The following is a 12,909-nucleotide window of genomic DNA, read 5'->3' as shown; positions in this document are numbered from 1 at the left end:
TCCTTGCCGCCGGAGAAGAGGATCACCGGGTTCTCGAACTCGCCCGCGACCTCGCGGAAGATGTGCACCGCCTCGGACTCCAGCGCGTCCAGGTGCGACAGCGTGTACCCGCTCACACCAGCCCCCGCTCCGCCAGCAACGCGTACACCGCGTCCGCCGACTCCTGCGGGGTCTGGCGCTGCGTCGGCAGCACGAGCGAGGGGTTCTCCGGCACCTCGTACGGGTCGTCGACCCCGGTCAGCCCGGTCAGCTGTCCCGCGGCCTGGCGGGCGTACAGGCCCTTCACGTCCCGCTCGCTGCACACCTCCACCGGGGTGGCGACATGCACCTCCAGGTACGGCGTCCCGCTCTTCTCGTGCCGCAGCCGCACCGCCTCGCGGCTGTCGGCGTAGGGGGCGATGACGGGGACGACGGACAGTACGCCGTTGCGCGCCAGGACCTCGGAGACCAGCCCGATCCGCTGCACATTGGTGTTGCGGTCGGCCCGGCTGAAACCGAGCCCGGCGGAGAGGAAGCGGCGGATCTCGTCCCCGTCCAGGACCTCGACGCGGTGTCCCTGGGCCTTCAGCCGCTCGCCGAGCAGGCGGGCAATCGTCGTCTTGCCGGCGCTCGGCAGTCCGGTGAGCCAGACCGTGGCCCCCTGGGCCCTCGGGGCGACGGCCCTTGGCGTGCTGGTCATCCGCAACAGTCCTCTTTCCTACCCGGCGTACAACCCGTCGAACGGTAGGTAAGGAGTCTGAGAGGAGTTGTTAAGGAACCTGAGGTTTGGCTGAGTGACGCCTGGTGTGCGTGGGGTCACACCCGCTCACACCCGCTCACACGGGCTCACACCCCGGCGAACTCCGCACCCGCGTCGCGCAGTCGCTCGTGCAGCCCGTGGAACACGGCCGCCGAACGGGCCCCCGGCCAGTCCCGCGGGAGCAGCCGGGCGGGCAGTCCCGGGTCGACGTAGGGCAGATGGCGCCAGGAGTCCAGGGCGAGGAGGTAGTCGCGGTAGGCCTCCTCCGGCGGGGTGTCCGGCCGGTGCTGCCAGGTGTGCAGCACGCTCGCGTGGCGGTCGAGGAACGCCTCGTGCTCCTTGGCGATGGCCGTCAGGTCCCACCAGCGGCCGACCGCCTCGGCGGTGGGCGCGAAGCCGAGGTGCTCGCCGCGGAAGAAGTCGACGTAGGCCTCCAGTCCGAGCCGCTGGAGGGCGTGCCGGGTCTCCTCGTACAGCCGGGAGGGGGCGATCCACACGCCCGGGGCGGCGGTGCCGAAGCCCAGGCCGGCCAGCCGGGACCGCAGGACGTGCCGCTTCTGCCGCTCCGACTCCGGGACGGAGAACACCGCCAGCACCCAGCTCTCGTCGTCGGCCGGTGCGGCGCCGTAGACCCGGCGGTCCCCGTCGTCGAGCAACTCCAGTGCCTCGTCGGAGAGTTCGTACCCGGCCCCGCCCTGCGCCGTACGGGCCGGCAGCAGCAGTCCGCGCCGCTTCAGCCGGGACACCGAGGAGCGTACGGAGGGCGCGTCGACGCCGACCGCGGCGAGCAGCCGGATCAGCTCGGCGACGGGCAGCGGACCCTGCGCGAAGCGGCCGTACGCGCCGTAGAGCGTGACGATGAGAGACCGAGGTGCGGGCTGGTCGGACACGTTGATCATTTTAGGTCGTCACCATCACGGCCGGTCACCCTGGGTGTCCCCGCCGGATGTGACCTTCGTCGTGCCGGCCGCGGCGGGCCGCGGACGGTGACCCGGGTCAGGCCGCGGCGGTCAGCCGGTCCGCCGGGACGCGGTGGGGGGCCACCACGCTGCCGTCGGGCAGGAGTTCGCCGGAGTCGTCGAAGACGATCGTGCCGTCGCACAGCAGGTTCCAGCCCTGCTCCGGGTGGGCGGCGACGACGTGCAGGGAGCGGGCGTCGGCAGGAGCGGCGGCGAAGGAGTGGGAACACATGGCGCACCTCCACGTCGGTGGGGGGCCGGCCGTCCGGTCGGCCTCGCATGGAACGACCATGCGCCCGCCCCCGCGGGCATCGCCAGAGCGTTCCCCGAAGCGTGACAGCACCAGGACAACTCCAGGACCGTTCGCCGACGACCGGTGCGGACTCGCCACCGAAGGGGTGACGGTCACGCCCTCGGGCCCCTTTGCCCGGTACCAGTGGAGGCCCCCACCACAGGAGGTCTTCCATGTTGCTTCGCCCCGCACTGGCCGCGGCGGCCGGTGCCGCCCTGGCCCTGCTCGCGCTGCCGGCCCCGGCCGCCACCGCGGACCCCACCGATTCCCTCACCATCGCCTCGGCCGCCCCGCTCGCGGCCGACGGCACCGTCGTCCTCTCCGGCACCTACCGCTGCGTCGGCAACACGGGACCGGTGTTCATCAGCTCCGCCGTCCAGCAGGGCGAGGACTCCGCCCGCTACGGCATCGGCGGCAGCCGTGCGGTGTGCGACGGCGCCGTCCACACCTGGCGGAACGCCGGCCGGGTCCAGGGCGACCGGCTGACGGCCGGCCCCGCCCACGTCGAGGCCACGATCACCGAACTCGAACCCCGCGGCGGCCTGCCACTGCCCCGCTTCCACGCGACCCGCCAGCAGGACGTCACACTGACGCAGAGCTGACCCCCCACCGCGCGCCCCGGCGAGCGACACGGCCGGGGCGCCGTCCCCCGATGTGCCGCCGGTCAGGAGAGGCAGCCCGCGCGGAAGGGGCCGGGCGGAGACGGAGCGGTCCGGTCCGGTCCGGCCCGTCACGGAGCCGGGCGTTCCCCCGACCCCCGGACGATCAGGCGCGTGGGCACCGTGAGGGTGCGGGCGCGGGAGCGGTCGCCGTCGAGACGGGACAGGGCCGTGGTCGCGGCGGTGCGGCCGATCTCCTCCGGGTCCTGGGCGACCACGGTCAGCGCCGGTTCGAGCGCGTCCGCGAGGGCCACGTCGTCGAAGGCGACGACCGCGACGTCTTTGCGGTGGCCGCGGGCGAGTTCGGTCACTATGCCCAGCGCGACGATGTTGTTGCCGGCGAACAGGGCCGTGGGCGGATCGGGCAGGTCCAGCAGCTGTGCGGTGGCCGCCGAGGCACCGTGCTGGTCGTGGGCGTTGGTGACCAGGGAGCGGTCGTCCGGCAGGCCCGCCTCCCGCAGCGCCTCGCGGTATCCCGCCAGACGCTCGCGGCGGGTGTAGAGCTTGGTGGGCAGGTCCCCGATGAAGCCGATCCGGCGGTGGCCGTGGGCGATCAGGTGCGCGACGCCGTCGTGCGCGCCCGAGCGGTTGGTGCTGACGACGCTGTCCGTGGCGAGGCCCGTGCCCGGCCGGTCCAGGAAGACGACGGGCAGCCCGCCGGACCGGTGCGGCTTGAGGTGGGAGTGGTCGGCGCCGACCGAGGGGACGACCATCAGGACGCTGACCCGCCGGGCCAGGAAGGTGGCGGTGAGCGCGCGTTCGCGCTCGGGGTCGTCCGCGGAGGAGCCCATGAGCAGGGTCAGCCCCCGGTCGCGGACCGTGTCCTCGATGCTGCTGGCGACGGCCCCGAAGAAGGGGTTGCCGAGGTCGGGGATGACGAGCCCGACGGTGGTGTCGGGGCCGCCGACGCGGATGTTGCGCGCCATCAGGTTCGGCTGGAAGCCCAGCCGGGCCACGGCCGCGAGCACCTGTTCCCTGGTCTGCGCGGAGGCGGGTCCGTCCTCGTTGAGGACGCGGGAGACGGTCTTGGCGCTGACACCCACTTCACGGGCGACATCGGCCAGGGTGGGGCGGCGGTTCGCTGCCATGGAGGTGCGGGTCTCCTGTGCTCGTCGGTTCCGCCCGCGGCCTCGGGCGGATCCTTGGAGTCGAATCGTGTCGCCAGAACCTGTGCGAGCGGGTCCTAGCCGGCCTGGACCCCGGCGGCCTTGGCGGCCTCGGAATCCGTCACGACAGTATCTCCGGCCGCGTCGATGGTGAGCGCGCCGGTCATGACGGCGACGACCTCGGCCATCGAGTAGTCGGAGGGCCTGATCACGGCGGCCCGCCGGCCGAGCCGGTGGACATGGATCCGGTCGGCGATCTCGAAGACGTGCGGCATGTTGTGGCTGATCAGGACGACCGGCATGCCCTTGTCGCGGACGCGTCGGATGAGGTCGAGGACCTGGCCGGACTCCTTGACGCCGAGGGCGGCGGTGGGTTCGTCCATGACGACGACCGAGCGGGCCCAGGCCACGGACCGGGCCACGGCGACGGCCTGCCGCTGTCCGCCGGAGAGGGTCTCCACCGACTGGGTCAGCGAGCGCAGTCCGATCTTCAGATCGGCCATGTGCTCCGCGGCCTCCTGCCGCATCCGCTTCTTGTCCAGCATCCGGAAGACACTGCCGAGGACTCCGGGGCGGCGCAGCTCCCGGCCGAGGAACATGTTCGAGGCGATGTCCATCGAGGCCGCCACGGCCAGATCCTGGTACACCGTCTCGATGCCGTGGGCGCGGGCGCTCTGCGGGCCGGAGAAGGTGATGGGCTCCCCGTTGAGCCGGATCTCGCCGGCGTCGGGCGCCACCGCGCCGGTGAGCGCCTTGATCAGGCTGGTCTTGCCCGCGCCGTTGTCGCCGATCACGGCGAGGACCTCGCCGGGCAGCAGATCGAAGTCGGCGCCGTCGATGGCGGTGACATGGCCGTAGCGCTTGACCAGACCGCGGGCCTGGAGGACGGGGGTGGGGGATTCCGAGGCGGTCATCGGGCCTTCTTCCGGGAGATCTGGTCGACGGTCACCGCGAGGATCACCAGCACACCGGTGATCAGGGTCTGGTAGATGGAGGCGACGCCCATCAGCTGGAGCCCGTTGCGGAAGACACCGACGATGAGCACACCGATGAACGTGCCGAGGACCGAGCCCCGGCCGCCGAACAGGCTGGTCCCGCCGAGGACCACGGCGGTGATGCTGTCGAGGTTGTCGGTCTGCCCGGCCTGCGGGTCGCCGACCCCGGTGCGGGAGATCAGCAGCAGGGCGGCGACGCCGTACAGCAGGCCCGCCACGGTGTAGATGCCGATCGTGAGGCGGGAGGTGCGGATGCCGTTCAGGCGGGCCGCCTCCTGGCTGTTGCCCAGCGCGTAGACGTGCCGGCCCCAGCCGGTGCCGCTGAGCGCGTAGGCGAACAGCAGGAACAGGGCGACGGTGACGAGGGAGCCGTAGGTGATGTCGGTGCGGCCGAGCGGGAAGGTCTCCCCGAGGGCCGTCAGCGGGCCCGGCAGACCGGTGACCGTCTGCTCCTCGGAGTAGATGTGGGTCAGCGCGAACGCCACGTTGAGCATGCCGAGGGTGACGATGAACGGCGGCAGCGGGATCTTCTGCACCAGCAGCCCGTTCAGCAGTCCGAAGCCGCCGCAGACCACCAGGCCGAGCGCGATCGCGAGCAGCGGCGGCAGCGAACCCTGCGCCGCCATCTTCGCGATCACGATGCTGCCGAACGCCATCACGGCACCGCAGGACAGGTCGATGCCGGCGGTGAGGATGATCAGGGTCTGTCCGATGGCGAGGGTGCCGACCACCATCACCTGCTGCACGATCAGTGAGAAGTTCCCGCCGGTGAGGAACTGGTCGGTGGAGAGGGAGAAGAAGGCGCAGGCCAGGAGGAGGGCGACCAGCGGGCCGGTGGTGGGTGCCGTGAGCAGTCTGCGGGCCGTGGTCGGTGCCTTGAGCTCGGCGTACGGCGTGGTCGTGGCTGTCATGCGGAGTCCTTGTCGGAAGACAGATGTCGCTGTGGGGGAGGGCGGCCCGTACGACGGGGAGCGCGTCGCACGGGCCGGGCGCGGGCGGCTCAGCCCCAGCAGTTCTCCAGGCCGAACGCCGTGTCCTTGGAGTCGACCCCGGTCTGTGCCTTGTCGGTGATCAGGGTGACGCCGGTGTCGGTGTAGCCGGAGGCCTTCTTTCCGTCCTTGGCGTACGTCACCACGGCCTTGACGCCCTCGGCGGCCATCTTCAGCGGGTACTGCTGCGAGGTCGCGGCGATCTTGCCGTCCTTGACCGCCTGGGTGCCGGTGCAGCCGCCGTCGACGGAGACGACGAGGACGTCCTTCTCACGGCCCTTGGCCTTGAGCGCGGTGTAGGCGCCGAGGGCGGCCGGCTCGTTGATGGTGTAGACGACGTTGATGTCCGGTTCCTTCTGGAGGCAGTTCTCCATCGCCGTCTGGCCCTTGGCCTGGTCGCCGCCGGTGTCCTGGGCGCAGACCACGTCCTTGTCGGTGGCGCCGAAGCCCTTGAGGAAACCGTTGTGCCGCTGGACGCCGACGGAGACGCCGGGCGCGAGGTCGAGGGTGGCTATCTTGGCGCTCTTGCCCGCCATGGCCGCCTTGGCGTACTCGCCGATCAGCTGCCCGGCCTTGAGGTTGTCGGTGGCGAAGAGGGCGTCGACCGCGCTCTCCGGCTCGGTCGGGGTGTCCAGCGCGATGACCAGGACGCCCTTGGCGCGGGCCTTGGCGATCGCGGGCACGATGGCCTTGGAGTCGCTCGGGGTGATGAGGATGCCCTTCACCCCGGCGGCGACCATGTTCTCGATCGCGGTGACCTGCCCGGCGTTGTCGCCGTCGAACTTGCCGGCCGCGGTCATCAGCTTGACGCCCTCGGACTTCGCGGCCTTCTCCGCGCCCTCCTTCATCTTCACGAAGAACGGGTTGGTGTCCGTCTTGGTGATCAGACCGACCTTGACGCCGTCCGAGCCCGATCCGGAGCTCGCGGAGTCCGAGCCGGAGCCGGATCCGCAGGCCGTCAGGGTCAGGGCCGCGACACCCAGGACCGCGGCGGCTCTGAGGAGGGAGGTGGACGGACGAGTGGTGCGAGACATGAACGACTCCTGCGGGATTGCGGGCGGCGCGGCCGGCATCGAGAGATGCCGTCCCGAGTTGTCATCGTTGACTTATGTCATCGTTGACACTGCATGGCGAGGATGATGGACTCCGTCTCCCGGAAACGTCAATGCCCTCCGCCCGTCACGAATCGGCAACGCCCCACGACCGTCCGCAGAGAAGAGCAGCCCATGAGCCCGCGTCAGATCACCGTCCTCGGAGAGTGCGTCGCGGACGCGTTCACCGAGCCCGCGAGCGCCCCGAACGAGCTCGCCCTGCGGGTCCTGCCGGGCGGCGGCCCTGCGAACACGGCCGTCTCGCTGGCCCGGCTCGGCACCCCGGCCCGCTTCCTCGCCCGGCTCTCCGGCGATGTCTTCGGACGGCTGTTCCGCAGCCGGCTGGAGGCGTCCGGGGTGGACCTGTCGTACGCCGTCCAGGCCGCCGAACCCAGCACGCTGGCCGTGGCCGAACTCGACGACAGCGGCCAGGCCGCGTTCTCCTTCCACGCCCGCGGCACCGCCGACTGGCAGTGGACGGCCGAGGAACTCGCCCGGGTCGACCTGTCCGGCACCGCCTGTGTGCACACCGGATCCCTGGCCCTGGTCCGCGCGCCCGGCGCGGCCGTCGTCGAGGAATTCCTGGCCGCGGCCGCCGCCCGGACGACCGTCAGCATCGACCCCAACGTCCGCCCGCTGCTGGTCGATCCCGACGTCTACCGGGCCCGGCTGGCGCACTGGTGCTCCCTCGCCGACATCCTGCGCCTCAGCGAGGACGACCTGGCGCTGCTGCTGCCGGGCACCGCGCCCGAGCGGGCCTGCGACCTCTGGCACGCGGCCGGGGTCCGGCTCGTCGTGATCACCCTCGGCGCCGAGGGCGCGCTGGCCTCGCTCGACGGGGAACGGGTGCGGGTGCCCGCGGTCACCACCCCGGTCGTCGACACGGTCGGCGCGGGCGACTCCTTCACCGCCGGACTGCTGCACCACCTCGGCGCCCGCTCGCTCCTCGGCGGCCGGCTCACGGACGTCCGCCTCGACGACGTCACCGAGGCCTGCCGCTTCGCCGCCCGGGTCGCCGCCCTGACCTGCTCGGTCGCCGGACCCAACCCGCCCTGGCGGAGCCGGCTGGACGAGCCCGCGCCGCCGTTCGCGGACGCCGCCCGCGACTGACCGATACAGCCTGACAACGCCCGACACCGACAAGGATCCGAGACCATGACGAAGACACTGCTCGCCGAGTTCACCGCCCGCGAGGGCGCCGAGGACGAGGTCGCCCGGCTGATCGAGGAGTACGCCCGCACGGTGCGCGAGGAGGAGGGGAACCTCGCCTTCGACGTGTACACCAGGGCGGCGGCCCCGCGCGCCTACTGGATCTTCGAGGTGTACCGGGACGAGGACGCCTTCCAGGCGCATCTGAAGGCCCCGTACGGCGGCCCGTTCAACGCGGCGCTCGTCCCGCTGATCGAGGAGGACGCCTCGGTGCTGACGTTCCTGGTCCCTCTCGCCACTAACAACCTATAGCGTATCGGGGGGCTTGCGGCAAGGCCCCCCTCATGCCGCAAAATCCCAGGTCGTGGCCAGGATCCAGCAGAAAAGAGGAAGGCACGACGTGGGTGTCCCGAGTGCGTTCGACCTCCCCGACCAGCTCTCCCGCAAGGCAGATCCGGCGCTGATCGCCGCCGACGAGCGGCACTTCGCGGCCGTCGCGGAGTGCCTGGAGGAGTCGATCGCCGAACTGTCCGACCTCCTCGACGCCGCACTCCGGGCGCCCGGCGGCACCGGCCGCCAGGCGATGGACCGGGACATCGAGGTCCACCGTCTGACCGGCCGGCTGCGCACCCTGCGCCGGTTCGGACTGGACCTCTGCCTCGGGCACATGGCGGGCGCGGAGGGCTCCGAGCCCGTGTACGTCGGCCGGCTCGGCCTCACCGACCGCGAGGGCCGCCGGCTGCTGATCGACTGGCGTTCCCCGGCGGCGGAGCCGTTCTTCGCCGCGACCCACGCCGATCCGATGGGCCTCGCCAGCCGCCGCCGCTACCGCTGGACCCGGGGCCGGATCAGCGACTACTGGGACGAGGTGTTCACCACCGACGGGTTCGAGGGGCACGCCGCCGCCCTCGACGACCAGTCCGCCTTCATCGCCAGCCTGGGCGGCAACCGCTCCGAGCGGATGCGGGACGTGCTCTCCACCATCCAGGCCGACCAGGACGCCATCATCCGGGCGGGCTCGCGCGGCGCCCTCGTCGTGGACGGCGGCCCGGGCACCGGCAAGACCGTCGTCGCCCTGCACCGCACCGCCCACCTGCTCTACTCCGACCCGCGCCTCGGGCACCGCCGCGGCGGGGTGCTGTTCGTCGGCCCGCACCGGCCCTATCTGTCGTACGTCGCCGACGTCCTGCCGAGCCTCGGCGAGGAGGGCGTCCAGACCTGCGTCCTGCGCGACCTGGTCCCCGAGGGGGCCGGCGCGGGGGTCGAGACCGACCCGGAGGCGGCCCGGCTGAAGGCGTCCGCGGACCTGGTGAAGGCGATCGAGAAGGCCGTCCGGTTCTACGAGGAGCCGCCCGCCGAGGGCCTCACGGTCACCGTCGACCACACCGACGTACGGCTGACCGCCGACGACTGGGCCGAGGCCTTCGACGCGCCCGAACCCGGCACCCCGCACAACGAGGCCCGCAACCAGATCTGGGAGCGGCTGGTCGAGATCCTGCGGGACCGCTACGACGGCGGCGACCTCCCGCCCGAGCAGTTCCGCCGGGCGGTGCGCCAGGACAAGGAGCTCCTCGGCACCCTCCAGCGCGCCTGGCCGCTGCTGGAGGCGGCCGACCTGGTCGGGGACCTGTGGACGGTGCCCGCCTATCTGCGGATGTGCGCTCCCTGGCTGAGCCCCGACGAGGTACGACGGCTCCAGCGCGCCGACGCCCAGGCCTGGACGGTGTCCGACCTGCCGCTGCTCGACGCGGCCCGGCAGCGGCTCGGCGACCCGGAGGCGGCGCGGCGCCGGCAGCGCGACAAGGCCGTCCTCGCCGCCCAGCGCGAACGCATGTCCCACGTCGTGGACAACCTGATCCACGCCGTGGCCGACTCCGGCGCCGACGGGGACGACGGCGAGGGCCTGGTGACCATGCTGCGGGGTGCGGACGCCCAGGTCAGCCTGGTCGACGAGGCCGAACTGACCGTCCTCGACCCCGATCTGCTGGCCGGCCCGTTCGCGCACATCGTCGTCGACGAGGCCCAGGAACTCACCGACGCCGAATGGCAGATGCTGCTGTCGCGCTGTCCGTCCCGGAGCTTCACCGTCGTCGGGGACCGGGCCCAGGCCCGGCACGGCTTCACCGAGTCGTGGCGGGAGCGCCTGGAGCGGGTCGGCCTCGACCGGATCGACCTGGCCTCCCTGAGCGTCAACTACCGCACCCCGGCCGAGATCATGGCGGAGGCGGAGCCGGTGGTCCGGGCCGCGCTCCCGGACGCCAACGTGCCGACCTCCATCCGCAGCAACGGCCTCCCGGTCGTCCACGGTTCCGCCGCGGACCTGGACACCGTCCTCGACGACTGGCTCGCCGCCAACGCCGACGGGATCGCCTGTGTCATCGGCGCCCCGGCCTTCCCCGGGACACCCCGGGTCCGCTCCCTGCCCCCGGAGCTCACCAAGGGCCTCGAGTTCGACCTGGTCGTCCTGGTCGACCCGGAGAAGTTCGGCACGGGCGTCGAGGGGGCGGTGGACCGCTATGTCGCGATGACCCGCGCGACCCGCCAACTGGTCGTCCTGACCGGCTCCTGAGGCCGCGGGCGGGAAGGCGGCCGGGTGAGGAGGCGGCAGGTGAGGCGGCCGGTCAGCCGGTGCGGTAGAGCGCGGTGAGCAGTTCCACCGCGGGCTGGGTGGCGGGGTGCGGGTCGTCCCGCCACCAGGCGAGCCGTACGACGATCGGTTCGGCGTCGAGCACCGGGAGGTAGGTGATACCGGGCCGCGGGTACTGGTGGGCGGTGGACTCGGCCGTCATACCGACGCACCGGCCGGTGGAGATGACGGTGAGCCAGTCGTCGACGTCGTGGGTGTCCTCGGTCGCGGGCCGGGAGTCCGGCGGCCACAGTTCCGGTGTGGTCGTCCCGGTCCGCCGGTCGATCAGCAGGGTGCGCTCGGCGAGGTCGGCGAGCCGGACGGGGCCGCCGGCGGCGAGCGCGTCGTCGGTGGACACGGCCGCCATACGCCGTTCCAGACCGACGACGGCGGAGTCGAACCGGCGGTCGTCCAGGTCCCGGCGCACCACCGCGAGGTCGCAGGCGCCCTCCGCGAGGCCGGCGGTGGGGGAGTTCAGACGGACCAGGTGCAGATCGGTGGCCGGGTGCGCGGTCGCCCAGCGGCGCTGGAAGGCGGGGGTGTGCCGGCCGAGCGCCGACCAGGCGTAGCCGACGCGCAGGCTGGTGTGGCCCGAGGTGGCCGTGCGGACCAGGTCGTCGGCCTCGGCGAGCACCCGTCGGGCCCGGGCGACCACCCGCAGCCCGGTCGCCGTCGGCGTCACCTCGCGCGAGGTGCGGCGCAACAGCCGTACCCCCAGGGCCCGTTCGAGCGAGGCCAGGGTCCGGGACACGGCCGCCTGGGAGACGCCGAGGGCGATGGCGGCGTCGGTGAACGTGCCCTCGTCGACGATGGCGACGAGACAGCGCAGCTGCCGCAGCTCCAGATCCATGGCTCGTTCCCCGGCTCGTTCCCTGGCCCGATCCCCGACTCGATCCATAACTCCAGCGTATAGATATCTGCCCGGATGCATTTTGCGTATCGGCAGCACAGTCCCACGATCGGAGCATGCGAGCCGCCCCTGCCTCCACCACACCCGCGAGCCCCGACGCGCCCTCGGCCCCCGGCCCGGCCCGGGTAGGGGCGGCCGGTGTGCTCACGATGATCGGCAGCGGTCTGTCCAACCAGACCGGTGCCGCGATCGGTTCCCTCGCCTTCCCCGTCCTGGGTCCGGTCGGGGTCGTCGCGGTCCGCCAGTACGTCGCGGCCGTCGTGCTGACGGCCGTCGGACGGCCGAGGCTGCGCCGTCTCACCTGGTGGCAGTGGCGGCCGGTGCTGGCCCTGGCCGTGGTGTTCGGGACCATGAACCTCTCCCTGTACACCGCCATCGACCGGATCGGCCTCGGCCTCGCGGTGACCCTGGAGTTCCTGGGCCCGCTCACCGTCGCGCTGGCCGGGGCGCGCCGCCGGACCGACGCGGGGTGCGCGGTGGTGGCCGCGGCGGGAGCGGTCACGCTGATGCGCCCGCAGCCCTCCACCGACTACGTGGGCCTGGGGCTCGGTCTGCTCGCCGCGTGCTGCTGGGCCTCGTACATCCTGCTCAACCGGACCGTGGGCCGGCGGGTCCCCGGCGCGCAGGGTTCCGCGGCGGCCTCGCTCGTCTCCGCCGTGACGTTCCTGCCCATCGGTGCCGTCGTGGCCCTGCGCCACCCCCCGACCCTCGCCGCGGTCGGCTGCGCGGTGGCCGCCGGTGTGCTGTCCTCGGCCGTCCCCTACCTGGCCGACCTGCTCACCCTGCGCCGGGTGCCCGCCCAGGCGTTCGGCCTCTTCATGAGCGTCAACCCCCTGCTCGCCGCCCTCGTCGGCCGGACCGTCCTCGGCCAGCGCCTGGGCGTCCTGGAATGGACGGCGATCGCGGCGATCGTGGCGGCCAACGCGACGAGCATGCTGACCCGGGACCGGAGCGGGGACGGGAGCGGGGACGGGAGCCGGGATTGAGGGACCGGCCCCGAACCCCGCCCACCCGGAACGGCACTGCCCGTCGAGCGGCGCCCGCCGCTCTTCAAAGATCATCTTGCATGATCGTTGCACAAGCCGAACCGTGCACGAGTCAGGCAGCCCTTGTGTAAGCGCTACGGACCGCGATGCGGATCTTGGAACCGGCTCCGAGTGTGTACACGTCGACCCCGCCGTTGATCATCATCGACGCGTACAGGTGTCGTAGGGCGTGCATCATCATGTCGCGGGACTTCTCCCCGCGCCGTCCCTTCGCGTTGGGGTCCAGGGGCTTGATGAGGCCGGCCGCCGCCAGGGCAGGCTTCCAGCGGTAGGAGTTGAACCAATTCGACTCGACGGGCGGGAACTTCTCCATGTGCTCGCGCAGGGGGATGGCCACGTCGTCGGTCA

At 72.4% G+C, this 12,909-nt stretch carries 14 protein-coding genes and 1 pseudogene; 5 read left to right on the top strand and 10 right to left on the bottom strand.

What is annotated here, in order from left to right; translation table 11 throughout:
- The 4 genes and pseudogenes from ABZ490_RS47415 to ABZ490_RS47400 form a co-directional block, all read right to left on the bottom strand.
- Positions 1–116, bottom strand: a pseudogene (locus ABZ490_RS47415) (sulfate adenylyltransferase small subunit); the annotation flags it as partial.
- The gene (gene cysC, locus ABZ490_RS47410) at positions 113–679 is read right to left on the bottom strand and encodes an adenylyl-sulfate kinase (RefSeq protein ID WP_359005525.1); all 567 of its coding nucleotides are present in this window, start codon (positions 677–679) and stop codon (positions 113–115) included. The gene cysC and the pseudogene ABZ490_RS47415, both read right to left, overlap by 4 nt.
- 146 nt (positions 680–825) lie before the next feature.
- On the bottom strand, positions 826–1,638 hold the full coding sequence (locus ABZ490_RS47405; protein ID WP_359005522.1) for a PaaX family transcriptional regulator C-terminal domain-containing protein: 813 nt from the start codon (positions 1,636–1,638) through the stop codon (positions 826–828).
- A 97-nt stretch (positions 1,639–1,735) separates the two neighbouring features.
- On the bottom strand, positions 1,736–1,930 hold the full coding sequence (locus ABZ490_RS47400; RefSeq protein WP_359005519.1) for a DUF5999 family protein: 195 nt from the start codon (positions 1,928–1,930) through the stop codon (positions 1,736–1,738).
- A 233-nt stretch (positions 1,931–2,163) separates the two neighbouring features.
- Here ABZ490_RS47400 and ABZ490_RS47395 point away from each other — a divergent pair, with 233 nt between their 5' ends.
- Positions 2,164–2,592 carry a DUF6299 family protein gene (locus ABZ490_RS47395; RefSeq protein WP_359005516.1) on the top strand — a complete coding sequence of 143 codons (429 nt, stop codon included), beginning with the start codon at positions 2,164–2,166 and terminating at the stop codon, positions 2,590–2,592.
- Between the two features lie 128 nt (positions 2,593–2,720).
- On the opposite strand, the gene ABZ490_RS47390 is transcribed toward ABZ490_RS47395, so the two are convergent.
- The 4 genes from ABZ490_RS47390 to ABZ490_RS47375 form a co-directional block, all read right to left on the bottom strand.
- Positions 2,721–3,737: a LacI family DNA-binding transcriptional regulator gene (locus ABZ490_RS47390; RefSeq protein WP_359005513.1), complete on the bottom strand. Its 1,017-nt coding sequence runs from the start codon at positions 3,735–3,737 to the stop codon at positions 2,721–2,723.
- Between the two features lie 95 nt (positions 3,738–3,832).
- Positions 3,833–4,669 carry an ATP-binding cassette domain-containing protein gene (locus ABZ490_RS47385; protein ID WP_359005509.1) on the bottom strand — a complete coding sequence of 279 codons (837 nt, stop codon included), beginning with the start codon at positions 4,667–4,669 and terminating at the stop codon, positions 3,833–3,835.
- Positions 4,666–5,661 (bottom strand): ABC transporter permease, encoded by a 996-nt coding sequence (locus ABZ490_RS47380; protein ID WP_359005506.1) that lies wholly within the window; start codon positions 5,659–5,661, stop codon positions 4,666–4,668. Before ABZ490_RS47380 ends, ABZ490_RS47385 begins: the two co-directional genes overlap by 4 nt.
- A gap of 89 nt (positions 5,662–5,750) precedes the next feature.
- Positions 5,751–6,773 carry a sugar ABC transporter substrate-binding protein gene (locus tag ABZ490_RS47375; RefSeq protein WP_359005503.1) on the bottom strand — a complete coding sequence of 341 codons (1,023 nt, stop codon included), beginning with the start codon at positions 6,771–6,773 and terminating at the stop codon, positions 5,751–5,753.
- A 192-nt stretch (positions 6,774–6,965) separates the two neighbouring features.
- Between ABZ490_RS47375 and ABZ490_RS47370 the strand changes: the two genes are divergently transcribed.
- The 3 genes from ABZ490_RS47370 to helR all read left to right on the top strand — a co-directional run bounded on the left by ABZ490_RS47370 (position 6,966) and on the right by helR (position 10,548).
- On the top strand, positions 6,966–7,940 hold the full coding sequence (locus tag ABZ490_RS47370) for a carbohydrate kinase (protein WP_359005500.1): 975 nt from the start codon (positions 6,966–6,968) through the stop codon (positions 7,938–7,940).
- A 45-nt stretch (positions 7,941–7,985) separates the two neighbouring features.
- Entirely contained in the window at positions 7,986–8,291 is a 306-nt protein-coding gene (locus ABZ490_RS47365; protein WP_359005497.1) for an antibiotic biosynthesis monooxygenase family protein, read from the top strand.
- An 88-nt stretch (positions 8,292–8,379) separates the two neighbouring features.
- Positions 8,380–10,548, top strand: a complete 2,169-nt coding sequence (gene helR / locus ABZ490_RS47360; protein ID WP_359005494.1) for an RNA polymerase recycling motor ATPase HelR — start codon at positions 8,380–8,382, stop codon at positions 10,546–10,548.
- Positions 10,549–10,600: 52 nt separating this feature from the next.
- On the opposite strand, the gene ABZ490_RS47355 is transcribed toward helR, so the two are convergent.
- The gene (locus tag ABZ490_RS47355; RefSeq protein WP_359005491.1) at positions 10,601–11,455 is read right to left on the bottom strand and encodes a LysR family transcriptional regulator; all 855 of its coding nucleotides are present in this window, start codon (positions 11,453–11,455) and stop codon (positions 10,601–10,603) included.
- 116 nt (positions 11,456–11,571) lie between these two features.
- On the opposite strand from ABZ490_RS47355, the gene ABZ490_RS47350 reads away from it, so the two are divergent.
- Positions 11,572–12,501 (top strand): EamA family transporter, encoded by a 930-nt coding sequence (locus tag ABZ490_RS47350; protein ID WP_359005488.1) that lies wholly within the window; start codon positions 11,572–11,574, stop codon positions 12,499–12,501.
- A 112-nt stretch (positions 12,502–12,613) separates the two neighbouring features.
- Here the strand turns inward: ABZ490_RS47350 and ABZ490_RS47345 are convergent, their stop codons facing one another.
- Positions 12,614–12,898 (bottom strand): hypothetical protein, encoded by a 285-nt coding sequence (locus ABZ490_RS47345; RefSeq protein ID WP_359005485.1) that lies wholly within the window; start codon positions 12,896–12,898, stop codon positions 12,614–12,616.
- Positions 12,899–12,909: the final 11 nt, after the last annotated feature.

This window comes from Streptomyces sp. NPDC005811, from assembly GCF_040630405.1.
GTDB lineage: Bacteria > Actinomycetota > Actinomycetes > Streptomycetales > Streptomycetaceae > Streptomyces.
Note: the sequence above shows the minus strand (reverse complement) of the source record. Positions and strands in the feature narration are given on the sequence as shown.